We start from the raw sequence: 25,098 nt of genomic DNA, 5'->3' as shown, positions 1-25,098 counted from the left end.
AACCGCACCGCGGGACATGACGCTGTCGTCGAGAAACATTTTGCTGGTGTTCATGTTACAACAAGGTAGCCGGTCGCCGCCTTTGTGGCTGGCACCGGGAAGGAACGTCGTGCCAAGGGGGTGTTAGTCAGGTTCATGGAAGCTGGCTGACACCCCGCTGGCGTTGATGAACAAAAGAGGGTTATTCCTCGATACGGACCGTTGCATATTGCGTGGTTCCGCCCCGACGTTTGACGCCCAGCAGAACCGCGCTGCGACCGGCTGTCTTGGCCGTACGGATCGCGGCGGCGAGTGCGGTGGCGGAGGTCACAGGCTGATAGGTTGCCGATACGATCACGTCACCGCGCCGCAAACCTGCCTGAGCGCCGCTACCTTGACCGGCAATGTCGATCACAACGCCCTTGGTATCGCTGCCCATGCCCAACTGACGCGCAATTTCGGCGTCCAATGGAATGACGCTTAAGCCGATTGCATCACGGATGACCTTCGCATCCGGGCTATCGTTATCTTTTTCAAAATCCTTGTTTTCTTCCGGATTGAAATTGCTTTGCGCCAACTTTTCTTCTGGCGGACGGGTACCGACTGTGGCGTTAAGGCGCATTGGTTTGCCTTCGCGCAAAATGTCCAGCGGGATGCGGGTTCCGGGTTTGATGTTGGCAACGATATAAGACAATGTCGCTTCAGGCGAAACTTCGCGGCTGTCAACGTTCAGGACGATATCGCCTTCTTTCAAACCGGCTTTCTCTCCGCCTTCGCCCGCTACAACGCGGGCTACGAATTCGCCGCGGTTCTTTTCAAGACCGAGCGCATCGGCCAGATCTTCGCCGACTGGCGTGATGCTGATACCCAGATAACCGCGCTCTGGACGAACGCCCTTTTTCAGGGATTCAATAACCGGTGCGGCTTCTTCTGCCGGAATGGCAAAGCCAACGCCAATATTCGCACCGATAGGGGAAATCAGACGGTTGTTGATCCCGATGACTTCACCCTTCAGATTGAAAAGCGGACCACCGGAATTGCCAGGGTTGATTGCGGTATCGGTCTGGATAAAGCGGTCATAAGCGCCGCCCGCGCCGATATTTCGCTGTAACGCCGAAATGATCCCTGCCGTAACCGAGCTGCTGAGGCCAAGCGGGTTACCGATTGCGATGACCCAATCACCAACGCGGCTCTTGGTCGAATCCGCCATCGCCACAAAAGGCAAATTATTGGCTTTGATCTTTAGCAAGGCAATGTCCGATTGTGGATCGCGACCCACGATGTCGGCGGTATATTCTTTTCCGTCGAACAATGTGACAGTTACCTTGTCAACGGCATCACCTGCTGGCCCGCCCGCTACGACATGGTTGTTCGTGACGATATAGCCGTCCGCCGAAATCAAAAAGCCTGATCCGCCGCTTGCCTGTTCCTGAGTGACCGGTCGCCGTTCGCCGGTGAAGGGGTTGAAGCTGGTTGCCACCTGCACCTTTTGTTTGGTCGAAATATTGACCACCGCTGGCTGAAGCTGGGTAACCAGATCCGCAAAAGTGGCGGGTGCCCCGGCAGGTGCCAGGTTGGCTTGGGCCGAAACAGGAAGGGCGGTTTGCGCCGTGACGGGCGAACCATTGACCAGCGCAAAAGCACTGCCGGTCAGTAAAAGAGCGGTAGTTGCAGCATAAGCGTAACGCACGGATTTCATTCCTCTCGTCTATCTAACAAGGGCAAAGTGCCCGAAAATCAGCTTCCCGATGGCGTCACAAAGCTGAACGCCAATTGAATAGCCACCGGTCCAACCGGCGAATGTCGTTTGCCGTTCGACTAACGACCGTTACGAAACTTTTCCAGATAGGCATTTTGCGGAGACAATATGATATTGGTCGAACCTTCGCCATTCTGGAAAGTCTGGCGGTAACTTTGCATCGCGCGGTAGAAATCGTAAAATTCAGGGTCCTTGCCATAGCTGATCGCATAGATACGAGCAGCCTCGGCCTCTGCATCGGCGCGAATGATCTGCGCTTCTTTCTGGCCTTCGGCGTCGATGGCAATTGCTTCCTGATTTCTGGCGGATCGCATCCGGTTATACGCCGATTGCAATGTTGCGGCTGGCAAATCTGCGCGCTTGATTCGCACGTCGATTACTTCTGCGCCATATTTGCTCGCCTCACGATTAAGCGCCGTCTGGATATTTTCCATGACCTCGCCACGCTCTGCACTCAGCAATGTCGCGAATGTACGCTTGCCAAGTTCATTACGTAACGATGAACCCAAAATGGTACGCAACTGGTCACGCAACCGGTCTTCGGTGCGTATCGTGCGATACATCTGGTCCGGTTTGGTAACCCGGAAACGGGCAAAGGCATCGACCTGCAATCGCAACTGGTCGGTAGACAGCACTTCCTGCTGCTCCATTTCAACGCTTAAGACGCGCTTGTCGATCAATTGGATCTGTTCAACCAACGGTATCCGGAAAGTCAGTCCGGCCCGCGTATCGCCAAATACCTCACCTTTACGATATGGGTTCACAACGCGGTCAACCTTACCGTAGCTGCTGATGATGGCTTGCTGGGTTTCGGGCACGATTGTAATCGACATGCTGAGCAAGATCAGCGCAGCCAGTACGGAAAGGCCTATATATAGCGGATTACGCATTACTTCTTCCCCGTCACTGTAACGGTTTCATTTTTGGGAGCTGCCTTTTTCTGGAATTCAGGCAGCGGCAGATAAGGGGTTACCCCTCCGGTTTCGACGATGGTCTTGTCGACTTTACCCAGAACCTGCTCCATCGTTTCATAATAAAGCCGTCTTTTTGTAACTTCAGGGGCTTCCCGATATTGGACATAGATTTTGTCGAATTCAGTGGTTTCACCGATAGCCAATTCGGTAACCCGGCTGGCATAAGCGCGGGCGTCATTCATATAGCTTTCGCGCCTTTGCTGTGCCGCGTTGACTTCGCGGAAGGCGTCATTAACCTCTGCTGGCGGGTCGGATTGCCGGATCGAAATGCTCTGCACCAAAACGCCAGAGCGATACTCGTCGAGCACCTGCTGCATACGCCTGCGAACTTCAAGTTCAATCGCGCCGCGACCCGGCCCTATGGCCTGCGTCAAATCAAAATTGGCGACCGCTGCCCGCATTGCACTTTCAGCAACTTCTTTGACGGTCGAATCGGCGTTTTCAAGCTGGAACAAGTAAAGTTCCGGTTCCTTGATCGACCAACGCACATCATAGGCCATATCGATAATGCTCTGGTCTTTTGTCAAAACCAGATTTTCACTACTCGCCTTGGGTGATCCCACTGCGGTTGTCTGGATCTGTTTGGTGTCGACTTTTTCAACGGCCTCAATCGGCGAAGGAAAAGTGAACTGGATACCGGGTTGCAAGGTCCGCGCATAACGGCCCAACTGCGTTACCACGCCCTCCTGTTCCGGACCTATCCGGTGGACACTGCTCCAAACCAGCCACAATGCGATAAAGGCACCACCGATAATCGGCCACCAGCTTTTCCCGTTACTTCGCGGGGGAAGGCCACTGAATCCGCCATTTTTGCCCCCGCTGGCGCGGCGAAGCAAATCCTCAAGCGAAGGGCCGCGCTGACGTCCAGCCTGTCCGCCGCGAATAGGAACAGGGTCCCAAGGATTTGATGGCTCAGGTTTAGAACCACTCTCGCCAGATCCCGAACCCCCGGTCTTGCCAATTTTACCCGGATCGCCCGATGCAGGGGAATCCCAAGGCCCCTTGCCATCAACTGCCAAAATATTGCTGCCCTGTTGGTCGATTTTTTTGCTCATATTGCCTTTATAGGAACGGTTTTTCAGAAAAACAGTGTCAATCCCGCAATTCTGATTCTATTCGGCGATGGATGACCGATTTTGATAGTTTTTCACAACTTGTTTTTACCATCGCAGGGCCGCGTGCGACAGGCCTGAAGGCGGAGGATGGTGCCGTTTCGTTCATGCTTGATGTATCAGATATGACGACCGACGAGCGCGTGCAGATTGAAGAAAAATTGCGTCATGCCTGCGAACAGGCCGGGGCGAACAGCGTTCGGATCATGCTGACGGCAGAGCGTGTCACCCCTCGCCTGATTGCAGTCGCGAGTGGCAAGGGCGGGGTTGGTAAATCCACGCTGTCCACAAATTTGGCGGTCGCTATGAAATTGGCCGGCCGTTCCGTCGGCTTGGTAGATGCCGACATTTATGGCCCGTCCCAGCCGCGGCTAATGGGTGCGGAGGATAATAAGCCTGAAGCTGATGGCAAAAAACTGATTCCGGTAATTGGTGCCGGCGGGGTGCCATTTTTGTCGATGGGCCAATTGGCAAAGCCGGGTCAAGCCATTGCATGGCGTGGTCCCATGGCGGGCAATGCCTTGTCGCAACTGGTTGATGCCCATTGGGGCCAAGTGCGGGACATCATAGTAGATATGCCACCGGGCACAGGAGACATTCAATTGTCGATGGTCCAGAAACACAAACCGTTGGGTGCAGTGATCATTTCCACACCGCAAGACCTCGCGCTGATGGATGCGACCCGGGCTATTGGCTTTTTCGACACCGCTAAAGTTCCGATAATCGGACTGGTCGAAAATATGGCGGGATATTTGTGCCCGCATTGCGGAGAGATGAGCAATCCTTTTGGTGCAGGTGGCGCCGAGGCGGCTGCGGCCGAATTGGGTATACCGTTTCTTGGACGGATCCCATTGGATATCGATATCAGGTTGGCCAGCGATGCTGGTACGCCACCGGCACTGAGCGACGGTCCGATTGGTCGGGCATACGCCGAAATCGCACGTCAAGTCAGTGACTGGATCGATAACCCAAAAGCCCACGCCGCATGAACGCGAACGCCGATAGCGAAAGCGGATTGACCCGCCGCAAGCTGTTGATAAGCGGCGGCGTTGGAATTGGGCTTGTGGTGGCATGGGGCTTATGGCCGCGCCGTTATCAGCCCAATTTACGACCTGCGTCCGGGGAGCATTCATTCGGCCCTTGGCTGAAAATTGCAGAGGACGGCAAAGTCATCGTCGGCATTCCCCAAAGCGAGTCCGGCCAAGGGGTCTATACTGCACTCGCCCAGATTGTGGCGGGCGAACTGGGGGCGGACTGGCGTTCCGTGGCGGTGCAGCCGGTGCCGCCCAATCCGGTTTTCGCCAATGGCGTTTTGGCGCGTGAATGGGCATCTGCATTTCTGCCGGAAAAAATGGGACTTGATTCCAAACAGAGCCCGGTCGCCGGCATACTGAATGAAGTTGCGCGCCGCGAAATATTCGTGGCCACTGGCGGATCATCGTCCATCCGGCAATTTGAAAAGCCATGCCGCGAAGCTGGCGCAACAGCGCGCGTCCTTTTGTGTCAGGCGGCAGCCGCCCGTTGGGACACCGATTGGGAACAATGCCAGGTAGATAAAGGCTTCGTCACTTATGGGAAAAAACGGATCGCGTTTGCCGATCTCGTGGCCGAAGCTGCGGGGTTCGAACCCATATTACCCGTTCCATTGAATCCGTCGCCGCGCAACCGCTTGTCGGGTCGCGATGCCCCGCGCCTTGATTTATCATCTAAAGTAGACGGCAGCGCCAGTTTCGCAGGCGATATCCGCTTGCCTGATATGCTCTTCGCCTCGGTCAGGGGCGGCCCTGTTGGGCGAACGAATTTGAAATCGGTAAACAGCAAGGAGGCGTTCAAGATTAAGGGCGTCGTCAATATTGTGCGGACAGACGATTGGGTGGCGGCTGTTGCAACCAATTGGTGGGCTGCCAACAAGGCGCTTGACGCCCTAGCTCCGGTTTTTTCAATTAAAGGCCGCGTTGCTGATAGCGGGAAAATTGCCGATAGCCTGTCCTCCGCTATCGCCAACGGGCCGGGTACCCGGATGGTGCGCCTGGGCGATGTCGATGCCACGTTGACAAAGGAAGCTGGAACTCGCGTTTTCAATGCGGATTATAATATTTCTGCGGCGGTGCACGCACCGATTGAAACGCGATCGGCAACGGCGGAGTTTCGAAATGGTCGATTGCAATTGTGGCTGGCTAGCCAAACGCCGCAGTCAGCCTGCGAAGCTGCAGCAAAGGCCATCGGGATCGATGTCGATGATGTAACTTTATACCCGGTGATTGCGGGTGGCAGTTTCGACCGAAATTTCGACAATCAGATTGCGGCGCAAATTGCGGTCATCGCCAAAGAGGTCGGGCGCCCGGTGCAGCTCATTTGGTCACGCGCAGAAGATCTGGTCCGCGACCATGTCCGCACGCCCGCACTCGGGCGGTTAACGGCTGCACTCGATCAGGAGGGCCGCGTTGCCGGACTTTCCGTGCGCGTTGCTGCTGCGTCCTCAATGCGCGAACTTGCGAACCGGATCGACGGGCAAAGCCCTGTCGAAGCGCGAAAATCGGCCGCTGGACAATTTGACGCCCTTGCAATTGACGGCGCTGTTCCGCCTTATGCAATCAGCAATATGACAATTGATCATTTTCCCGTCGATTTGCCCATTGTTACAGGGCCTTGGAGGTCTCTGGCACATAGTTATACCTGTTTTTTCATCGAATCCTTCATTGATGAATTGGCCCAAAAGGCTGGTATCGAGCCGCTTTCATTCCGGATGCAGATGCTGGTTGACCAAACACGGCTGGCGCGATGCCTGACTGGTGTGGCGTCGATGGCCGGATGGGACGGCGGCGTTTCCGGAAGCAGCAACGGTCTTGCATGCCATTCGATGCGGGGCAGCCACATTGCCATCATCGCCAGCGCGCGGACCAGCGAAAATGGCGTAAGGGTAGAACGGATTTCGGCGATGGTTGATTGCGGACGATTGATAAACCCCGATTTGGCAAGGCAACAGATAGAAAGCGGTATTATCTTTGGCTTGGCGCAAGCGGTCGGAGTTGCAACCGATTTTGCAAATGGGTGGCCGACGGTCAGGCGATTGCGTGAAATCGATCTTCCCGTTCTTGCCGATATTCCCGAAATCATAGTTGAATTTATCCGCAGCGATGATGAGCCGGGTGGCGTTTCCGAATTGGGGGTTCCTGCCGTTGCACCGGCGGTTGCCAATGCGCTATTTTCCGCTGCGGGTGTGCGCCTGCGCGAATTGCCGTTATTGTCGCGGGGGCTGTAATGGAGAAGCCTGCAGAACATCCAGTGGTCGCTCAACCCAAAATCGGCATTTTGCTTGTCAATCTCGGCACACCCGATGAGCCAACCACGCCGGCCGTTAAGCGCTATTTGAAGCAGTTTTTATCGGACCGCCGCGTCGTTGAAATTCCCCCGCTGATCTGGCAGCCCATTTTGCGTGGGATCATATTGAACACCCGTCCGCAAATATCAGCCAAAGCCTATGCAAAAGTCTGGACAGATAGCGGGTCACCGCTGGCATTTTTTACCATCGCACAATGCAAGGCTCTTGGATTGCGGATGCAAGGCGAAGCCGATGTCCGCCATGCCATGCGCTATGGCAACCCGTCGGTTCCAGACCAATTGGCGGCGATGAAAGCAGCCGGTTGCAATCGCATTCTGATTGCGCCGCTTTATCCCCAATATTCCGGGGCAACGACGGGTACAGTGCTTGATGAAGCTTATGCCGCGCTCACAAAAATGCGCTGGCATCCCGCATTACGCACCCTGCCGCCATATCATGACGATCCCGCTTACATCAATGCGTTGAAAGGGTCGGTCGAGGCGTCATTGGCGCAACTCGATTTTACCCCCGACGCACTGGTTATCAGCTTTCATGGGATGCCCGAACGGACTTTGTATCGGGGTGATCCCTATCATTGCCATTGCCAAAAAACCGCACGGCTTCTTTCAGAAGCGATGGAGCGCGAACTGGTGGTCAGTTTCCAATCACGCTTTGGTCGCGCCAAATGGCTGGAGCCGGCAACTGATGACACCATCATGCAATTGGCACGCGCCGGCCAAAAAAAGATAGCAATTTTCGCGCCGGGATTTTCGGTTGATTGTCTCGAAACGCTGGAGGAACTGGCTATTCAAGGCCATGAACAGTTTGAAGAAGCGGGCGGGACGCATTTCGCATATTTGCCCTGTTTGAACGACAGCACGATCGGAATGGATATGCTGGAAACCGTCATTCGCCGGGAAGTTTCCGGCTGGGTTTGAATTGCTGTGCACTAACGCTAGCGTCAACTTGCACTTGTTTGCTGTCTGGTTATTCATCGTAAAATAACAAGACAACAAACAGGAGAGAGTTATGTCACGTATTGCGGTCGTCACTGGAGGAACTCGCGGCATCGGTGAGGCGATAAGTCTGAAATTAAAAGAAAAAGGACGTGTCGTTGTTGCCAATTATGGCGGTAATGACGTCGCAGCCAAAGCTTTTTCCGACCGTACGGGCATTGCCGTTCGCAAATGGGATGTGGGTAATCACGAAGCTTGCATTGATTCTTGTGCCGCAATCGAGGCAGAATTTGGCCCGATTGAAATCATGGTCAACAACGCCGGAATAACCCGTGACGCGACGATGGTTAAGATGACTTTCGAACAATGGGACGAAGTCATCCGCGTCGATCTGACCGGATGCTTCAACATGGCGAAGGCAGTGTTTGCGGGAATGCGTGAACGCAAGTGGGGCCGCATCGTCAATATCGGGTCTGTCAACGGGCAGGGCGGACAGATTGGGCAGGTCAACTATGCCGCCGCCAAATCAGGGATTCATGGCTTTACAAAATCGCTGGCGATGGAAGGTGCACGCTATGGCGTGACCGCCAATGCTATCGCCCCGGGATACATCGGTACCGAAATGTTGGCCACGATACCTGAAAATGTCATGGAAAAAATCGTTGCACAAATTCCTGTCGGGCGGCTGGGCAATGCGGATGAAATTGCGCGTGGTGTCGAGTTTCTGACGAGCGAAAATGCCGGATTTATTACCGGATCGACATTGTCGATCAACGGTGGCCAGCATATGTATTAAGCGAAACTAGATTTGATGGCGGGGTGAGCATTTGTGAAAGGCATTTCAATCTATCACCCGCCAGTCAAGCGCAGCATGACGATTGCCGGGCACCAGACATCGATCAGTCTGGAGCCGCTGTTTTGGGATGCGCTAAAATTGGCAGCTGACAGTAAAAATTTGCCTGTCAACGCCCTTGTGGCGCAGATCGATGTCGAGCGGCTGGAATCAAATACCCCCTGCGGCTTGGCGAGCGCTATTCGCTTATGGTTAGTGGCAGGGCAAAAAGGTACCGCCGATAGCTAGGCTATGGCGGTACAATTGCGACCCGGTATTGCACGCAATATCCGGATGATGCGTTTGGTAAAAGGTTACAGGCAGACGGCAAATATCGGTAGCCATTAGCAGCGGAGGGTTGCTACATTCTGACCAAAGCGCCCACTGTATCGAGGGAGGGATAAGACCGGGCGCAGTACCGAATGGAAATGCCGTTCGCCTGTTGTTACGATAATGCTCCACGAGCACCGAAAACAAAATACCGGATTTGGCCTATATAGGCGAACTGCGGTAAGACCCCAGGTTCTTATCCTAAAGCCCTGCCTCCACCGCGATGCGGACGGCGTCGGCGGCGTTGGACGTTGATAATTTCTTGAACATCAGCATTCGGTGCATCTGCACTGTTTTTTCGCTCAACGACAGACGGAATGCGATTTGTTTGGTTCGGAAACCCTGTGCCATTTGCTGCAGAATCTCTCGCTGGCGCGGTGACAGGCGGTCGACGATTTCAGCGGCCTGTTGTTGCCGCACCACAGCAATACTCTCTTCATCGGGCAAGACTTCTATCTGTGAGCCGACAAACAGTTCAAGTTCACCATCGTCGCCGAACAGCGGTGCGATCATGACCGCATTGCGAAAGGGTGAGCCATCCTTACGATAATTGATAAGCTCTGCCAACGCGGGACGCCGCGCATGAATGGACTCGCGCAGCTTTTCTGTCTGCGAGTTCTCGGTATCCGGGCCACGTAAAAAGCGGCAGTTGCGACCAATCGATTCTTCCTCGGTATAGCCGGTCATCGCACAAAAAGCGGCGTTGACGGCAATGAGGGGATTGTCGGCCTGCAACGGGTCACTGACCACGGTTGCTATAGGGCTATGGCGTATTGATTCCAGAACCGGGTGGCGCATTCGCTTTGGTAAAGATGTCTGGATTGTCATCGGGTCATATCTCGAAATGAAAATGACGTAAAAATGTCGCTTTGGCAAGGGGCGTCATGCGCCCTGTCAATCCGACCCGACCCGCTCCACATCTGCACCCACTAGCTGCAACTTCTCTTCCAACCGTTCATAGCCCCGGTCGAGATGGTATAATCTGCTGACATGTGTCTCACCCTCGGCAACCAGCCCGGCGATCACAAGGCTCATCGATGCGCGCAGATCAGTCGCCATAACGGGCGCGCCGGTCAGGCGCTTGACGCCGTGCACAATCGCGGTGCGGCCCTTGGTTTCAATATGCGCGCCCATGCGGTTCAATTCCGGAACGTGCATATAGCGGTTTTCAAAGATTGTTTCGGTCAATACGCTGGCACCGTCGGCCATGCATAACATGGCCATGAATTGGGCCTGCATATCAGTAGCAAAGCCGGGATAGGGGGCGGTTGATATCGTCAGCGGTTTCAACTTGCCGTCCGACGTGACCCTGATACCGGTCTTGGTTTCCTCGACCGTGACACCGGCCTGACGCAAGGCGTTAACGGTTGCATCCATCTCGTCGGCTTTGGCACCGATCAGTTCGACATCACCGCCGGTAATCGCCGCGGCACACGCATAGCTGCCCGCTTCGATCCGGTCGCTCATCACCCGATAGGTTGCGCCGTGCAAGCGATCCTTGCCGTGGATGACAAGGTCTGACGAACCAATACCTTCAATTTCAGCACCCATATCAACCAACAAATTACACAAATCGACAATTTCAGGTTCACGCGCCGCGTTGTGTAAAACGCAGGTGCCTTTGGCGAGGCTGGCTGCCATTAATGCATTTTCAGTCGCGCCCACTGACACGACCGGGAAGGTATAGGTTCCGCCCGGAATGCCGTCGGGTGCTAAGGCCTTCACATAGCCTGCGGCCAGCTCAATTTCGACCCCGAATGCTTCCAATGCTTTCAGGTGCAAATCGATAGGCCGGTTGCCGATAGCGCATCCCCCAGGTAGCGATACAGTTGCTTCGCCTGCTCGTGCCACCATCGGTCCGAGTACAAGAATCGACGCGCGCATTTTGCGGACCAATTCATACGGAGCCACGGTCGTCGTCAGGCGGGTGGCTTGTAACGTCATGACGCGGCCAAAATCTTCGGGACGGGAACCGGCTATGGCAGTGGAAATACCGAACTGGTTCAACAAATGCTGGAACCCGTCAATATCGGCCAATCGTGGCAAGTTGCGCAACGTTAGCGGCTCGTCCGTAAGCAATGCACATGGCAGCAGCGTTAACGCGCTGTTCTTTGCCCCCGATATCGGAATTTTCCCCTTAAGCGCGTTGCCGCCGCGTACAATTATCTTGTCCATTGCCGGTATTTAGCGGGAAACGGTTTTCAGGCAAGCGCCTCTGCAACTTGAGCGAGACGTTCTTTGCCCCAAAATAATTCTTCGCCAACAAAAAAGGCGGGGACGCCGAATACGCCGTGTTTGATTGCGGCTTCGGTTTGTTCGATAAGCCGTAATTTGACGACATCGTCATCTGTCTTGGCAACCAATGACTTTCCATCGAGATTCTTTTGAGACAGCAGGTCTTCCACAATCTGTGGTTGCGCCAGGTCGAGCCCATCTTCCCACATTCCACGCATCATTATATCAATGGCAGGCGCGAAATCATTGCTGTCTTGTGTTGCACAAATCACCCTCATCGCGAGTTAGGAATTTACCGGAAAGTGCGGGTTCATTCGAAACGCATCGATATGATGTTGCCGGATAAAACGCATGAATTCAAGCTGTTCATAAGCAAGCTTTGCCGGCGCATCGGCATAACGCAGCATTGGTGCGCGATTGCCGGTCGCCTTGAATATCTTGCCAAGCAATACGGGTTTATAAACAGCATCAGCATCGTGAACCACGCAAAATTCGGGCAGAATTTTGTGCACCAGATAGGCATTGGGTGCACCGACATCGAATAAAAATTCAAATTTCCGTGCCATCAGAATGTCTCCGCCCAAGGTCGCAAGTCCATCTCATGCGTCCATGCACTTCTGTGCTGCTTGTGAATGGAAACATATTGTGCGGCAATCGCATCTGGCGACAAAACCTTGTCGTTGGCTTTAGCCGAATCGAAATCGGGGTGAATCGAACGAATGAAATCTGTGTCTATGCCGCCATCAATGATGACATGGGCGACGTGGATATTGTGCGGTCCCAATTCTCGGGCCATCGATTGCGCCAGCATACGAAGCGCGCCCTTCGCGCCTGAAAATGCAGAAAAGCCTTGGCCACCGCGCAAGGAAGCGGTCGCGCCTGTGAATATAATCGTGCCTGACTGGCGCTCGACCATGCGTTTGGCTACTTCACGGCCCATAAGGAAACCTGCAAAAGCCGCCATTTCCCATACTTTGCGATACACTTGCGCGGTGGTCTCGAGCACCGAGAAGTTTACATTTGCACCGATATTGAAGACCGCCACTTCAATTGGGCCAACGTCACTTTCGATAGCGTCCACCATCTTTTGCACTTCATCCTCGATGCGTGCGTCGGCGGGATAGGCATGCGCGGTAAAGCCTTCGTCTCGAATGGACTGGACCAATGCGTTGAGTTGATCAATGTTCCGGGATCGCCGATTGACGCAGGCCGCATAACCTTCACGGGCGAAAGCTTTGGCAATCGCTCCGCCCGTTGCATCACCCGCCCCGACAATCAGAGCAGATTTGGTCACGCTTTTTCAAGCGTGCATTGCAACGGATGCTGGTTTTTGGCAGCAAAATCCATCACTTGCGTGACTTTGGTCTCGGCAACCTCATAGGTAAATATGCCGCAGACCCCGACTCCTTTTTGGTGGACATGCAACATCACGCGAGTGGCCTGATCGGTGTCCATCGAAAAAAAGGCCTTCAAAACATGAACGACGAATTCCATCGGGGTGTAGTCATCGTTCAGCAATAGCACCTTGTACTGGCTGGGCTTCTGCGTCTTGGGCCGCGTGCGTGTGGCAAGGCCGACACCGGGGCGTCCGCTCCCACCCTTGTCGTCGCCATCTTCGTCATCAATCATCTTTATCTGCATCATGCTAAAATAGGATAGGGCAGGGGCAGAGTGCAAGGGGCGAATTTGCAATTCGTCACATGCCCAAATGAGTTCGCATTCTGGTACATATTGGCTTTCGCTTTATTACCCCTATTTCGTCGCTTTTACGCCCCCGCCAAGTCCCGCGTCATTTGCCTTGGCATAATGTGCGCGGCTAATGACATAGGCGCGCATTTGTTCGGATTCCTTAGGCGTCAGGACCGAGGCGAAGCTGACCATGCCATTGCCTTTCAGCACGCCTTCGATGACCACCGATTTCCAAGTGCCTGCATCGGCAATAGACGCCGATTTACGCAAGTCGGGTAGCACCCCGTTCCCCACGGCACCGGGGCCATGGCAAACAAGGCAATAGCGTTGGAAATTCGACTGCCCTGCCGCAATATCGGCAGCCGTGCCGATCTTCGCGGGCGGGTCCCACACATAAGCGGGTGTTTCGGGCAGCGCGGGCAGGGCGACCTTGCCGCCTAGCTTCAGCACGATCAGACGCGGGATATTGGGCACCGCCGAGCTGGCGGAACCTGCATAGCCCGATACCAGAGGGAAGGCGCCGCCCTTGCTGGTCAGGAAAGCGACATATTGTTCGCCGTCCACCGTATAGGTCGAGGCACCCGACAGGACGCCCGACTGCACATTGAGGTTGAGCAATTGCTTGCCCGTATCGGCCGCATAGGCGCGGAATTCGCCCAAGGCGGTGCCCTGGAACACCAGATTACCCGCCGTCGTCATCGTGCCTCCATTCCACGATGCGGGATGGTCGACCGTCCACTTCGCCTTGCCCGTCTTGGGGTCAAAGGCGACCAGCTTGCCTTTGGTGGCGGCCTTGACCGCTTTTACAAAATTTATGTCGTCGGGCAGATCGGCAGTCGCCATTGCACCGCCGATGTTAAAGCCCAACGCCTTGCGCTCCTGTTCGTTTGGCGCGACGGGCGGCATATAGGCACCCCCGATATAAAGCGCCGGAATATAAACGAGGCCCGTTGCGGGATTGTAGCTCATCGGATGCCAGTTATGAGCACCGAGCGCGGACGGGTTGGCCATATAAAGCTTGCCGGTATTTTCATAGCGCGCTTCCGGCTTTTCAATCGGGCGGCCCGTTTTCAGGTCATAGCCCGATGCCCATGTGATGCCGTCGATAAAGGGATCGGCCGACAACATCTTGCCGCTTACCCGGTCAATCGTGAAGAAAAAGCCGTTTTTCGGTGCGTGGTAGAGGACCTTCACATCCTTTCCTTCGCGCATTTCGGTGGCGAGGATGATCGGCTGCGTTGCCGTATAGTCCCAGCTTTCCGCCGGAGTTTCCTGATAATGCCAGACATATTCGCCGGTGTCGGGTTTCAGCGCGACGATCGACGACAGGAAAAGATTGTCGCCTTCTCCATTGGAACGCACACCATGGTTCCACGGATTGCCATTGCCGACGCCGAGGTAGAGTTGATCCAACTCTGCGTCGTATACAATTGCATCCCAAACCGTGCCGCCGCCGCCGCTTTCACGCCAGTCGCCCTTTTTAGGCTTGGCGCTCCACGTAGTGGTTGCTGCGGTTTTCAGAATTTCGTCGCTGGCTGCGCCGTCGGGTTCGCCCTTGGGATTGGGTGTGGTGTAGAAACGCCAGGCCTGCTTGCCGGTTGCCGCATCATACGCGGTGACATAGCCGCGCGCACCAAATTCCGCGCCGCCAAAGCCGATGACAACCTTGTCCTTTACGACTCGCGGTACGCCTGTGATGGTGCCGTTGGATTCAAGGTCAAGCGTCTGCGCGCTCCAGTTTTGTTTACCGGTGGCGGCATCCAGGGAAATAAGGCGGCCGTCAATCGTGCCGACAAAAACGCTGCCTTTCCAAAAGGCGACGCCGCGGTTGACGACATCGCAACAGGCCTTCACCCCACGTGCCTTGTCCACTTGCGGATCGAAGCTCCACAGCGGTTTGCCTGTCTTGGCGTCGAACGCGAGCACTTTCGACCAGGCGGTGGATACGAACATCTTGCCATCGACCACGACGGGCGTTGCCTCTTGTCCGCGCGCATCGGGCAGGTCGGTGAACCAAGCGATGCCCAGATCCTTTACATTGTCGGCGTTGATCTGGGTCAGTGGGCTGTGGCGTTGTTCGTTATAGCTGAAACCGGTCATGGCCCAGTTCGACCCGTCACCACCGGTTTCCAGATAATCGCCATCAATGGCGGCAAAACCGGAGACGTCCGTTGGCCCCTCGGTATTCTGGCACGAACCCGTCATCAAAATTAGCGCCGCCGCAGCAGCAACCAGCCCAAGCTTTTTGATCATATGCTCTCTCCCAAGTCCGGAAGCTATGCGCGCAAAGCCTGTTCGTCCAGTGGGAATTTAAGCGGGCGGTTAAGTTGGGGGAGGGGAAGAGCTGGGGAGAGTCCCCTCTCTCCTTCAGGGGAGAGGATACGAAGCCTTGGCCGAAGGCCTAGGCGAAGTTGGAGAGGGGTTCCAAGGTGAAGTCAGTGCTCCAACTCCCCTCTCCACTCCGTCTAACGGCTAAAGCCGTAAGACTGCGTACCTCTCCCCTGAAGGGGAGAGGGGGCATGCGGAAAGAGTTGGGGAATGTCTAAGGACTGCGAGGTTGGGATGATTTTGCTCACACGAAGACACAAAGTCGCAAAGGGAAGTGAAAAGGAGCGAAGCACCTGTCAAAGCCGTCACCCTCCTAGTAACCGACGGCTAATTGTAATGGCTACGCCTTCTTTCCTTATACTTTGCGCCTTTGTGTGAGATATCCCTCTCTCCTTCAGGGGAGAGGATACGAAGCCTTGGCCGCAAGGCCTAGGCGCAGTTGGAGAGGGGTTCCACGGTGAAGTCAGTGCTCCAACTCCCCCTCTCCACTCCGTCTAACGGCTAAAGCCGTAAGACTGCGTACCTCTCCCCTAAAGGGGAGAGGGGGTGCTCGGTCTGCTAACAATAGCTCGTTACCCCACCATCCCGTTATCCCGCAAAGCCGACTCCATCTGCGCGGCGGCCTTGTCATAAACGCGTGCGCGTAAATTATGGAGGATGTCCGGCGCCGTCGTTGCAGGGGTACCACCCTGAAATGGGGGGGCTGGATCGTATTCGAGCGACAGTTGCAGCGTCCGCGCCACATCTTCGCCGGATATCAGCGCGATCAGCTCAAGCGCGAAGTCGATGCCCGATGTGACGCCCCCTGCTGTAACGACATTACCGTCGCGCACCACGCGCGCGGGTTGATGCGTCGCGCCGACCAAAGGCAGCAACTGGGTATAGGCCCAATGGCAGGTGGCGCGCTTGTCCTGAAGCAGTCCGGCAACGCCCAGAATGAAAGCGCCGGTGCATACGCTGGTCACCCATTTCGCCTGCGCGCCCTGTTTCCGGACGAAGTCGATCAAAGCTGCGTCGCCAACCGCTTCGCGCACGCCATGCCCGCCGGGCACGCATAATATGTCCGCAGGTCCGCAGTCGGCAAAGCTGGTATTGGGGATGATGGAGAAGCCGCAATCGGTTGTAACCGCCCCGCCGTAATTGCTGGCGATCTGGATGGTGGCCCCGGGTAATCGGGACAGAAACTGCACCGGGCCTGCAAAATCGAGCTGGGTGACGTTATCGAAAAGGACAAAGACGATGTTCATGGCGGCATGGGTAGCGCGCCCGGCGGGTAAATGCAAAGGGCCGCCGGATTGCTCCGACGGCCCGCATTTACCAGTAACATTCCGGGAGGGTGAAATGTTACCAGTAAAAACCGCGATAAGCCTGAACCACGCGTCCGGTACGGGTGTTAACCAGCAGCACGTCGTTATAGTGACGGATATAAGCCTGGTAACGGCCCGGCTGGGGCAGGCGATAGTTCTGGTAATTATTTACCCGATAGCGTGGAGCGTAGTAGCTCGAGCGAATGCTGACGCCGTTGTTGAAGGTGCGGTAACGGAAAGGGGCATTAAAGCGCGCGGCCCGAAAGGCATTGCGGTTCTGCTGCTTGTACGAGCGCCAGTCACGACGGTCTTCACGTTGTTCCTGCTTTGCTTCACGAACATCCTGACGTTCGTTGCGAACATCGCGGGCATCACCATAACGCTTTGCCTGTTTCAGATCACGCTTTTCTTCGCGGACCTCTTGGCGATCACGCTGCAACTCGCGTGTCTGCGCCTGCGCCGCCATTGGGGATAGGGTAGCGGCGACAGCTGCGACTGTTATTAAAAATCTTTTCTTCATTGTCTGTCTCCTTGAGAACAACAAACCCCTTTCGGCGTCTGATGTTCCCTATTAGAAGGCAGCGTTTGAACGTGCGGAAAACAACGCGTTCAGAAACAAGACATTAGTGTCGCAAATTGTATCAGACCAGTTCGATCGCCAGCGCGGTTCCTTCGCCTCCCCCGATGCAGAGCGAGGCAACGCCACGCTTCTTGCCGTGACGTTGGAGCGCGGCGATCAACGTGGTGATGATGCGTGCACCCGATGCGCCGATGGGATGGCCCAAGGCGGTTGCGCCGCCGTGGACGTTGATCTTGTCGTGCGAAATGCCAAGGTCGTGCATTGCGAACATCGCGACACAGGCAAAGGCTTCGTTGACTTCGAACAGGTCGACATCAGCCACTGTCCAGCCCACCTTGGCGAGGCATTTGGTGATCGCGCCGACAGGAGCGGTGGTGAAGGCGGACGGTTCCTGTGCATGGGCGGCATGGGCAACTATGCGGGCGACCGGTGTGTGGCCCTTTGCATCGGCTATGGACTGGCGCGTCAGGACCAGTGCCGCGGCACCATCGGAAATAGAGGAACTGGTCGCGGCTGTGATGGTGCCATCCTTGGCAAAGGCGGGACGCAGGCCCGGGATCTTGTCGGGCATGCCCTTGCCGGGCTGTTCATCGGTGTCGACTACGACATCGCCCTTGCGGGTGGCGACGGTGACGGCGACGATCTCATCCTTGAACGCGCCATCGGCAATCGCGGCCTGCGAACGGCGGAGTGATTCAATCGCGTAATTGTCCTGCGCCTCACGCGTCAGTTGATATTCATTGGCGGTGTCCTGCGCGAATGTGCCCATCGCGCGGCCCGCTTCATAGGCGTCTTCCAGACCGTCGAGAAACATATGGTCATAAGCAGTGTCATGGCCGATGCGCGCGCCGCCGCGATGTTTTTTCAGCAGATAGGGGGCGTTGGTCATGCTTTCCATCCCACCGGCGATGACATAATCCACGGATCCTGCGGCCAGCGCCTCGCTGCCCATGATGACGGTCTGCATGCCCGAACCGCACACCTTGTTGACGGTGGTCGCCTGTACCGACTTGGGCAGGCCGGCCTTAATTGCGGCCTGTCGTGCAGGGGCCTGGCCGAGGCCGGCAGGAAGAACGCAGCCCATGTAGATCCGCTCGATAGCGGCGCCATCAACACCGGACCGCTCGACCGCTGCCCTTACCGCTGTTGCGCCAAGGTCGGTGGCCGCAACATCGGCGAATACGCCCTGCATACCGCCCATCGGGGTGCGGGCGTAGGACAGAATGACGACGGGATCGGTGTTCATGGAAATTCTTTCTTTAAAGGTTGCAACACAAATAGGCGGTCGGACAGCCTAAAACAAACAAAATTTGTTCACGCAGAGGCGCAGAGGTCGCAGAGGTTAAGCGCTGAAACTCTGCGTTCTCTGCGCCTCTGCGTGAAATTAAAATTTTTACGTTGCTTGCATCGTGTCGCGGATGGTTTAACTAAGCAATTAAGACGAGGAGAATGCCATGACCAAGGATATGCAAGCGGTTCTCGGGAAACAGCGTGCCAGTTTCACCACAGCGCTGCCGGAGCCGATGTCGGTACGCCGGGACCGGATTGACCGTGCCATTGCTTTGCTGGTCGATCATGCCGAAGATTTCGCCAAGGCGGTATCTGCCGATTTCGGCCATCGCAGTCGTGAGCAGACGCTGTTGACCGACATCATGCCTTCCGTCAGTGCGATGAAGCATGCGAAGAAACATTTCGAAAGCTGGGCCAAAGGCGATAAACGCAAGCCCACCTTCCCGCTTGGACTGCTCGGTGCCAAGGCCGAGGTCGTATATCAGCCCAAGGGCGTGGTCGGTGTGGTCGCGCCCTGGAATTTCCCTGTCGGTATGGTGATGGTGCCGATGGCGGGGATCCTCGCTGCGGGGAACCGCGCAATGATCAAGCCGTCGGAATTTACCGAGCGTGTTTCCGCGCTGTTCGAAGAAGTCGTGCCCAAATATTTCGCTGAAGAAGAAATGGCGGTATTCACCGGCGATGCCGAAGTCGGCATGGCCTTTTCCAAACTGGCCTTCGACCATATGATCTTCACCGGCGCGACCGGCGTTGGCCGCCATATCATGCGCGCCGCGGCGGACAATCTCGTGCCCGTGACGCTCGAACTGGGCGGCAAGTCGCCCACCATAGTCGGCCGCAGCGCCGACAAGAAGAAAGCGGGCGAGCGGATTGCGCTGGGCAAAATGATGAACGCCGGGCAAATCTGTCTGGCACCCGATTATCTGCTGGTGCCCTCGGATCAGGAAGGCGACGTGATCGACGCGGTCAAGGCAGGCGTAGCAGCGCAATATCCCAAGCTGCTGCACAATGATGATTACACCTCGGTGGTGAATGGCCGCAATTATGAGCGGCTGCAGGGTTATCTGACCGACGCGCGAGAAAAGGGTGCGGAGCTGATCGAGGTCAACCCGGCAGGTGAAGATTTCGCCTCCTCCAATGGCAACAAAATGCCGCTGACCATCGTTCGCAACGTGACCGACGATATGAAGGTGATGCAGGAGGAAATCTTTGGCCCGATCTTGCCGGTGATGACTTATTCGTCGATGGACGAGGCAATCGATTATGTGAACACCCATGACCGCCCGCTCGGTCTCTATTATTTCGGCAGCGACAAAGCGGAGGAGGAGCGCGTCCTGTCGCGCACCATTTCGGGCGGCGTAACGGTGAACGATGTGATCTTCCACAATGCGATGGAAGACCTGCCCTTTGGCGGTGTCGGGCCATCGGGGATGGGCAATTATCATGGGCAGGACGGCTTTAAAACCTTCAGCCATATGCGCGCCGTCTATCGCCAGACCGGCGTTGATGTTGCCGGTATCGGCGGTTTCAAGGCCCCCTATGGCAAGGCAACGCACAAGACTTTGGCGAAGGAATTAAAGAAATAAGGATGCTCTTGCATCCGGACGGAGGCTCGGTTAGAGGGGCCTCCGCTTCGAAGGGTGCGCCCGGAGAAGCTTTGCCCCAGTGGTGGAATTGGTAGACGCGCTGGATTCAAAAACCTTTGATAATCAAAAAAACCTTGCATATACGCCGGTTTTTAGCCATATTTTTCGCCAGATGGTCTAGCGCACTGCTAGCACAAAATGGCATCGGATGGCACGATGACGACACGGCACTCTCTGCTGGATAATAAAGTCCAGCTCTACATGCGGCCCAACAGTCCGCACTGGCAATGCGCCTGTTCGATTGCCGGAAAGCAGCGCCGAACTTCGACCAAAGAGGAAAGCCTTTCGCGCGCCAAGGATGTCGCGCGCGATTGGTATCTTGGCTTGATGGGAAAATATCGCGCCGGAGAATTGAAGGAAGGCGTCACCTTCCGCACGGCGGCAGAGCATTTCGTCAAAGAGTTTGAGGTGATTACCGAAGGCGAACGGAACAAGGATTATATCGAAAGTCTCGCGATGCGCATCCGCGTTCACTTGTTGCCCTTCATGGGCGACCGCGTGGTGACGGAAATTACGCCCGGTCTGGTTCAGGAATACCGTGTCCACCGGATGACATCGCGCGTCGACAAGAAAACCGGCCTGCCAAAGCGGCCATCGCGATCAACGATGCACCACGAGATCATCACCTTGCGGCACGTTCTCAAAACCGCGAACCGCCACGGCTGGCTTCCCTATATGCCGGACATCTCGGCACCTTATAAAATGTCGGGCAAGATCGCGCATCGGGCATGGTTTTCGCCCGACGAATATAAGGCGTTCTACAAAGCGACCGGCGAACGCGCGAAAAATCCGAAGAAGGAACGGTGGCGGACGGCTTGCGAGGATTTGCACGACTATGTCTTGTTCATGGTCAACAGCGGCCTTCGCCCCGATGAGGCCAAACGGATCGAGCTTCGCGACATCGACATTGTTGCCGATGGTCCGGGGAACGAGGAAATTCTGCACATCGCCGTTCGGGGCAAGCGCGGTGTCGGCTAGTGCAAGACCATGCCCGGCGCGGTGATTCCGTTCAAACGAATGAAGGAGCGGCATAGCCTTGAGCCGAACCAGCTCCTATTCCCAAAAATTCAGCGTGAACTCTTCAACACGCTGCTCGACGAACTCGGCATGAAGCACGACCGCGAGGGCAACCCCCGCACCAGCTACAGTTTGCGGCATACCTATATCTGTTTCCGGTTGATGGAGGGGGCCGACATTTACCAGATCGCAAAAAATTGCCGCACCAGCGTCGAGATGATCGAGAAGTACTATGCCTCGCATATCAAGAACATGCTTGATGCTTCTGCGATCAATGTGCGACGCGCCAGATAACATGCAGTTTACACGCTAAGCCCATTTTTTTAGCCATACTCCATCAAAGCAGTTGGCTAAGCCGATTCCAAAGTCTAAGGACTTTTCTCGCGTGCCCCTGTGGTGGAACTGGTAGACGCGCCGCACTCAAAATCGCGTTTTGCCTTAAAAAATAAGCAAAAAACCGCATAAAACCAGTAGTTTGAGCAGGGACGAGACTTCCAAAAAGACTTACACATGTCTTACACATTTTGGAGTTCTCGCAATGCCGACAGAAAGCCATCTGCTGATGGACGGTGCGCTTCACGTATATCGGCGTGAGAACAGCCGCTACTGGCAGTGCTCGACTTACCTGGGCAGCCGCAACCATCGACAAACAACCAAGGAGGCCAGCCTTGCTGCCGCCAAGGATTTTGCGCGCGACTGGTATATGGAACGCTGCGTCGAAGATCGCCAACGCCGACGCGGTGGCGTTCTCTTGCTGGACGGACCCGTCCAGCCTCTCATCGCCGGACCCGGCGCACTAGCCGATGGTCGTCGGCGTCGAACGCCAACAGGCCCTAGCTTCGAAGATGCCGCCAAGGCGTTTACTGATGAATTCGAGGCTATCACGCTAGGCGAACGCAATGCCGATTATGTGAAACAGAAATCAGATCACGTCCGCGTTCACCTGATTCCGTTTTTTGGCAATACCGCGCTTGAAGCCATCACGGCTGGCAAGGTTCAGGAATACCGGGTTCATCGCCAGACGTCCCGGATCGATCCAAAAACCGGGAAACCGAAGAAACCCGCCCGCGCGACTTTGCATGGTGAGGTCGTGACGCTTCGTCAGGTATTGAAAACCGCCAATCGCAAAGGCTGGATTGCAGCGTTGCCGGATATGTCTGCACCCTACAAGACATCCGGCAAAGTAGAGCATCGAGCGTGGTTCTCGCCCGAAGAATATAAGATGCTTTATGAAGCGACACGCGAGCGAGCGAAAAACCCGCCCAAACCGCGTTGGCGCGAAGTCTGCGAGAATTTTCACGACTATGTTCTGTTTATGGGGAACACTGGCCTTCGACCCGACGAGTCCGCCCGGCTTGAGCTACGCGACGTCAAGATCGTGAACGATGAGTCAACCGGCGAGCGCATTTTGGAGATTGAGGTGCGCGGCAAGCGTGGTGTCGGCTTCTGCAAATCAATGCCTGGTGCGATCCTACCCTTTGAACGGGTACGCAGACGTAAACAGCTCAAACCGACCGACCGGTTATTCGGGAAGACCCCGCGCGAATTGATGAACACTGTTCTCGACGAGCTTAAACTGAAATTTGATCGCGATGGTCACGTCCGCACCTGTTACAGCCTCCGGCATACCTATATCTGCCTTCGGTTGCTCGAAGGCGCAGACATTTATCAGGTCGCTAAGAACTGTCGCACAAGTGTCGAGATGATCGAGAAATATTACGGGAGGCATTTGAAAAACAACATCGACGCTTCTGCGGTCAATGTTCGCAGAGCGCGGCCCACACCAGTCGTCACCCGAAAGAAGACCGCAAAGCCGACGAAATAAGCTGCATCGTTTGCTTTTGCCGTTGCGTGTTTTGATGACGCCGCTAATAGGCGTATCGCCGTGCCCCAGTGGTGGAATTGGTAGACGCGCTGGATTCAAAAACTTTTAATAATCAGAAAAACCTTGCATATACGTCGGTTTTTCGCCATATTTTTCGCCAGATGGTCTAGCGCATTGCTAGCACAAAATGGCATCGGATGGCACGATGACGACACGGCATTCCCTGCTGGACAACAAGGTTCAGCTCTACATGCGGGCTAACAGCCCGCACTGGCAATCTGCCTGTTCGATTGCCGGACAGCAGCGCCGTACATCGACCAAAGAGGAAAGCCTTTCGCGCGCCAAGGATGTTGCGCGCGACTGGTATCTTGGCTTGATGGGAAAATACCGCGCCGGGGAATTGAAGGAAGGCGTGACCTTCCGCACGGCGGCGGAGCATTTCGTCAAAGAGTTCGAGGTCATCACCGAGGGCGAACGGAACAAGGATTATGTCGAAAGTCTCGCGATGCGTATTCGCGTTCACTTGCTGCCCTTCATGGGCGACCGCGTGGTGACTGAAATTACGCCGGGTCTCGTTCAGGAATATCGTGTCCACCGGATGACATCGCGTATCGACAAAAAGACCGGCCTTCCCAAGCGGCCATCGCGGTCAACGATGCACCATGAGATCATCACCCTGCGCCACGTTCTCAAAACAGCGAACCGCCACGGTTGGCTTCCTTATATGCCGGACATCTCGGCCCCCTACAAAATGTCAGGCAAGATCGCGCATCGAGCTTGGTTCTCGCCCGACGAGTATAAGACGTTCTACAAGGCTACAGGCGAGCGCGCAAAAAATCCGAAGAAGGAACGGTGGCGGACGGCTTGCGAGGATTTGCACGACTATGTCCTGTTCATGGTCAACAGCGGCCTTCGCCCCGATGAGGCCAAGCGCATCGAGCTTCGCGACATCGACATTGTTGCCGATGGACCGGGAAACGAGGAAATTCTGCACATCGCCGTTCGGGGCAAGCGCGGCGTCGGCTATTGCAAGACGATGCCCGGCGCGGTGATTCCGTTCAAACGAATGAAGGAGCGGCATAGCCTTGAGCCGAACCAGCTCCTGTTCCCGAAAATTCAGCGTGAACTCTTCAACACGCTACTCGACGAACTCGGCATGAAGCACGACCGCGAAGGCAACCCCCGCACAAGCTACAGCTTGCGGCATACTTATATCTGTTTCCGATTGATGGAGGGGGCTGACATCTATCAGATCGCAAAAAACTGCCGCACCAGCGTCGAGATGATCGAGAAATACTATGCCTCACACATTAAGAACATGCTCGATGCTTCAGCAATCAATGTGCGTCGTGCAAAATAACATGCAGATTACACGATAAGCCCTTTTTATTAGCCATGCTCGATCAAAGCAGTTGGCTAAGGCGATTTCAAAGTCTAAGGACCTTTCTCGCGTGCCCCTGTGGTGGAACTGGTAGACGCGCCGCACTCAAAATGCGGTATCGAGAGATGTGCCGGTTCGAGTCCGGCCAGGGGCACCATTCTTTTACCCGATCTAAAACGGCCCAGAACTGGGGTTTTAGCCCAATCGGGTTCACACTTCAGTGGGCGAAATGCGCCGAACAGACGTCGCCCCAACCTGCGAAATGACAGCCGAACGCCTGTCATGCGGGCCGGAAGAATCCCGGACGGGATTAGGCCATCGCCAATCTCAACCCTATCGCGAGCGACCATCCGATCAGCGCCTCTTACAAACACGCGCGTTTCACAGCAGTGGTCTTGAAGACCCGATCGGTCTTCAGGTCCGCGCGTCCGGCCAAACCAATGTCAGTCGGCGGTTTCGGGACTGGTGCGCGCTGGACTGCTTAAACGGCACTACGAGGGATATCGTGTCGATCACGACAATCGTGGTGCGGAACG

General features: G+C 55.5%; 23 protein-coding genes and 1 tRNA gene. 11 read left to right on the top strand and 13 right to left on the bottom strand.

Features of this window, described 5'->3' with window-relative positions:
• Nucleotides 1-181: 181 nt before the first annotated feature.
• The 3 genes from ACEW72_RS00570 to hflK form a co-directional block, all read right to left on the bottom strand.
• Nucleotides 182-1,669: a trypsin-like peptidase domain-containing protein gene (locus ACEW72_RS00570; protein ID WP_373474430.1), complete on the bottom strand. Its 1,488-nt coding sequence runs from the start codon at nt 1,667-1,669 to the stop codon at nt 182-184.
• Between the two features lie 128 nt (nt 1,670-1,797).
• Nucleotides 1,798-2,628, bottom strand: coding sequence for a protease modulator HflC (gene hflC / locus ACEW72_RS00565; RefSeq protein ID WP_373474429.1), 831 nt, complete (start codon nt 2,626-2,628; stop codon nt 1,798-1,800).
• The gene (gene hflK / locus ACEW72_RS00560; protein WP_373474428.1) at nt 2,628-3,767 is read right to left on the bottom strand and encodes an FtsH protease activity modulator HflK; all 1,140 of its coding nucleotides are present in this window, start codon (nt 3,765-3,767) and stop codon (nt 2,628-2,630) included. Before hflK ends, hflC begins: the two co-directional genes overlap by 1 nt.
• Before the next feature lie 71 nt (nt 3,768-3,838).
• Between hflK and ACEW72_RS00555 the strand changes: the two genes are divergently transcribed.
• The 5 genes from ACEW72_RS00555 to ACEW72_RS00535 all read left to right on the top strand — a co-directional run bounded on the left by ACEW72_RS00555 (nt 3,839) and on the right by ACEW72_RS00535 (nt 9,183).
• On the top strand, nt 3,839-4,813 hold the full coding sequence (locus tag ACEW72_RS00555) for an Mrp/NBP35 family ATP-binding protein (protein WP_373474427.1): 975 nt from the start codon (nt 3,839-3,841) through the stop codon (nt 4,811-4,813).
• On the top strand, nt 4,810-7,086 hold the full coding sequence (locus ACEW72_RS00550) for a molybdopterin cofactor-binding domain-containing protein (protein WP_373474426.1): 2,277 nt from the start codon (nt 4,810-4,812) through the stop codon (nt 7,084-7,086). The genes ACEW72_RS00555 and ACEW72_RS00550 overlap by 4 nt, the downstream gene beginning before the upstream one ends.
• Entirely contained in the window at nt 7,086-8,084 is a 999-nt protein-coding gene (gene hemH / locus ACEW72_RS00545) for a ferrochelatase (protein ID WP_373474425.1), read from the top strand. The genes ACEW72_RS00550 and hemH overlap by 1 nt, the downstream gene beginning before the upstream one ends.
• Nucleotides 8,085-8,175: 91 nt before the next feature.
• Nucleotides 8,176-8,898: an acetoacetyl-CoA reductase gene (gene phbB / locus ACEW72_RS00540; RefSeq protein ID WP_373474424.1), complete on the top strand. Its 723-nt coding sequence runs from the start codon at nt 8,176-8,178 to the stop codon at nt 8,896-8,898.
• Nucleotides 8,899-8,931: 33 nt separating this feature from the next.
• On the top strand, nt 8,932-9,183 hold the full coding sequence (locus tag ACEW72_RS00535) for a ribbon-helix-helix domain-containing protein (protein WP_373474423.1): 252 nt from the start codon (nt 8,932-8,934) through the stop codon (nt 9,181-9,183).
• A 282-nt stretch (nt 9,184-9,465) separates the two neighbouring features.
• Here the strand turns inward: ACEW72_RS00535 and ACEW72_RS00530 are convergent, their stop codons facing one another.
• From ACEW72_RS00530 to ACEW72_RS00485, 10 genes are all read right to left on the bottom strand, one after another.
• Nucleotides 9,466-10,092, bottom strand: coding sequence for a LuxR C-terminal-related transcriptional regulator (locus ACEW72_RS00530; protein ID WP_373474422.1), 627 nt, complete (start codon nt 10,090-10,092; stop codon nt 9,466-9,468).
• 66 nt (nt 10,093-10,158) lie between these two features.
• Complete coding sequence (murA, locus tag ACEW72_RS00525) at nt 10,159-11,439, bottom strand: UDP-N-acetylglucosamine 1-carboxyvinyltransferase (protein WP_373474421.1); 1,281 nt, start codon at nt 11,437-11,439, stop codon at nt 10,159-10,161.
• Nucleotides 11,440-11,465: 26 nt separating this feature from the next.
• Nucleotides 11,466-11,777: a DsbA family protein gene (locus ACEW72_RS00520; RefSeq protein ID WP_373474420.1), complete on the bottom strand. Its 312-nt coding sequence runs from the start codon at nt 11,775-11,777 to the stop codon at nt 11,466-11,468.
• A 6-nt stretch (nt 11,778-11,783) separates the two neighbouring features.
• Entirely contained in the window at nt 11,784-12,065 is a 282-nt protein-coding gene (locus ACEW72_RS00515; protein ID WP_373474419.1) for a hypothetical protein, read from the bottom strand.
• Nucleotides 12,065-12,793: an SDR family oxidoreductase gene (locus tag ACEW72_RS00510; protein ID WP_373474418.1), complete on the bottom strand. Its 729-nt coding sequence runs from the start codon at nt 12,791-12,793 to the stop codon at nt 12,065-12,067. Before ACEW72_RS00510 ends, ACEW72_RS00515 begins: the two co-directional genes overlap by 1 nt.
• Nucleotides 12,790-13,143: an ATP-dependent Clp protease adapter ClpS gene (gene clpS, locus ACEW72_RS00505; RefSeq protein ID WP_373474417.1), complete on the bottom strand. Its 354-nt coding sequence runs from the start codon at nt 13,141-13,143 to the stop codon at nt 12,790-12,792. The genes ACEW72_RS00510 and clpS overlap by 4 nt, the downstream gene beginning before the upstream one ends.
• A 108-nt stretch (nt 13,144-13,251) precedes the next feature.
• Nucleotides 13,252-15,441 (bottom strand): PQQ-dependent dehydrogenase, methanol/ethanol family, encoded by a 2,190-nt coding sequence (locus tag ACEW72_RS00500; protein ID WP_373474416.1) that lies wholly within the window; start codon nt 15,439-15,441, stop codon nt 13,252-13,254.
• 647 nt (nt 15,442-16,088) lie between these two features.
• Nucleotides 16,089-16,763 carry a DJ-1/PfpI family protein gene (locus tag ACEW72_RS00495; protein WP_373474415.1) on the bottom strand — a complete coding sequence of 225 codons (675 nt, stop codon included), beginning with the start codon at nt 16,761-16,763 and terminating at the stop codon, nt 16,089-16,091.
• A gap of 97 nt (nt 16,764-16,860) precedes the next feature.
• Entirely contained in the window at nt 16,861-17,343 is a 483-nt protein-coding gene (locus tag ACEW72_RS00490; RefSeq protein ID WP_373474414.1) for an RcnB family protein, read from the bottom strand.
• 121 nt (nt 17,344-17,464) lie between these two features.
• Nucleotides 17,465-18,649 (bottom strand): acetyl-CoA C-acyltransferase, encoded by a 1,185-nt coding sequence (locus tag ACEW72_RS00485; RefSeq protein ID WP_373474413.1) that lies wholly within the window; start codon nt 18,647-18,649, stop codon nt 17,465-17,467.
• Between the two features lie 208 nt (nt 18,650-18,857).
• Between ACEW72_RS00485 and ACEW72_RS00480 the strand changes: the two genes are divergently transcribed.
• From ACEW72_RS00480 to ACEW72_RS00455, 6 genes are all read left to right on the top strand, one after another.
• On the top strand, nt 18,858-20,279 hold the full coding sequence (locus ACEW72_RS00480; protein WP_373474412.1) for a coniferyl aldehyde dehydrogenase: 1,422 nt from the start codon (nt 18,858-18,860) through the stop codon (nt 20,277-20,279).
• A gap of 198 nt (nt 20,280-20,477) precedes the next feature.
• On the top strand, nt 20,478-21,317 hold the full coding sequence (locus ACEW72_RS00475) for a hypothetical protein (RefSeq protein WP_373474411.1): 840 nt from the start codon (nt 20,478-20,480) through the stop codon (nt 21,315-21,317).
• Nucleotides 21,318-21,326: 9 nt separating this feature from the next.
• Nucleotides 21,327-21,650 carry a hypothetical protein gene (locus tag ACEW72_RS00470; RefSeq protein ID WP_373474410.1) on the top strand — a complete coding sequence of 108 codons (324 nt, stop codon included), beginning with the start codon at nt 21,327-21,329 and terminating at the stop codon, nt 21,648-21,650.
• Nucleotides 21,651-21,894: 244 nt separating this feature from the next.
• Nucleotides 21,895-23,181 carry a site-specific integrase gene (locus ACEW72_RS00465; RefSeq protein WP_373474409.1) on the top strand — a complete coding sequence of 429 codons (1,287 nt, stop codon included), beginning with the start codon at nt 21,895-21,897 and terminating at the stop codon, nt 23,179-23,181.
• 187 nt (nt 23,182-23,368) lie between these two features.
• Nucleotides 23,369-24,541, top strand: coding sequence for a site-specific integrase (locus ACEW72_RS00460; protein ID WP_373474408.1), 1,173 nt, complete (start codon nt 23,369-23,371; stop codon nt 24,539-24,541).
• Nucleotides 24,542-24,634: 93 nt separating this feature from the next.
• Nucleotides 24,635-24,719: transfer RNA gene (locus tag ACEW72_RS00455), tRNA-Leu, on the top strand.
• The last annotated feature ends 379 nt before the right edge of the window (nt 24,720-25,098 follow it).

The organism is Sphingorhabdus sp. (assembly GCF_041737645.1).
GTDB lineage: Bacteria > Pseudomonadota > Alphaproteobacteria > Sphingomonadales > Sphingomonadaceae > Sphingorhabdus_B.
The sequence above is the reverse complement of the archived record's forward strand: the minus strand, read 5'-3'. Positions and strand labels throughout refer to the sequence as shown.

Coding starts and splice junctions, on each gene's coding strand:
- ACEW72_RS00495 (WP_373474415.1), bottom strand. CDS start 16,763: ATGAACATCGTCTTTGTCCTTTTCGATAACGTCACCCAGCTCGATTTT.
- ACEW72_RS00470 (WP_373474410.1), top strand. CDS start 21,327: ATGCCCGGCGCGGTGATTCCGTTCAAACGAATGAAGGAGCGGCATAGC.
- ACEW72_RS00465 (WP_373474409.1), top strand. CDS start 21,895: ATGCCGACAGAAAGCCATCTGCTGATGGACGGTGCGCTTCACGTATAT.
- ACEW72_RS00485 (WP_373474413.1), bottom strand. CDS start 18,649: ATGAACACCGATCCCGTCGTCATTCTGTCCTACGCCCGCACCCCGATG.
- ACEW72_RS00475 (WP_373474411.1), top strand. CDS start 20,478: ATGGCATCGGATGGCACGATGACGACACGGCACTCTCTGCTGGATAAT.
- ACEW72_RS00460 (WP_373474408.1), top strand. CDS start 23,369: ATGGCATCGGATGGCACGATGACGACACGGCATTCCCTGCTGGACAAC.
- ACEW72_RS00490 (WP_373474414.1), bottom strand. CDS start 17,343: ATGAAGAAAAGATTTTTAATAACAGTCGCAGCTGTCGCCGCTACCCTA.
- ACEW72_RS00480 (WP_373474412.1), top strand. CDS start 18,858: ATGACCAAGGATATGCAAGCGGTTCTCGGGAAACAGCGTGCCAGTTTC.
- murA (WP_373474421.1), bottom strand. CDS start 11,439: ATGGACAAGATAATTGTACGCGGCGGCAACGCGCTTAAGGGGAAAATT.
- hemH (WP_373474425.1), top strand. CDS start 7,086: ATGGAGAAGCCTGCAGAACATCCAGTGGTCGCTCAACCCAAAATCGGC.
- hflC (WP_373474429.1), bottom strand. CDS start 2,628: ATGCGTAATCCGCTATATATAGGCCTTTCCGTACTGGCTGCGCTGATC.
- ACEW72_RS00520 (WP_373474420.1), bottom strand. CDS start 11,777: ATGAGGGTGATTTGTGCAACACAAGACAGCAATGATTTCGCGCCTGCC.
- ACEW72_RS00500 (WP_373474416.1), bottom strand. CDS start 15,441: ATGATCAAAAAGCTTGGGCTGGTTGCTGCTGCGGCGGCGCTAATTTTG.
- hflK (WP_373474428.1), bottom strand. CDS start 3,767: ATGAGCAAAAAAATCGACCAACAGGGCAGCAATATTTTGGCAGTTGAT.
- ACEW72_RS00555 (WP_373474427.1), top strand. CDS start 3,839: ATGACCGATTTTGATAGTTTTTCACAACTTGTTTTTACCATCGCAGGG.
- ACEW72_RS00550 (WP_373474426.1), top strand. CDS start 4,810: ATGAACGCGAACGCCGATAGCGAAAGCGGATTGACCCGCCGCAAGCTG.
- clpS (WP_373474417.1), bottom strand. CDS start 13,143: ATGATGCAGATAAAGATGATTGATGACGAAGATGGCGACGACAAGGGT.
- ACEW72_RS00530 (WP_373474422.1), bottom strand. CDS start 10,092: ATGACAATCCAGACATCTTTACCAAAGCGAATGCGCCACCCGGTTCTG.
- phbB (WP_373474424.1), top strand. CDS start 8,176: ATGTCACGTATTGCGGTCGTCACTGGAGGAACTCGCGGCATCGGTGAG.
- ACEW72_RS00515 (WP_373474419.1), bottom strand. CDS start 12,065: ATGGCACGGAAATTTGAATTTTTATTCGATGTCGGTGCACCCAATGCC.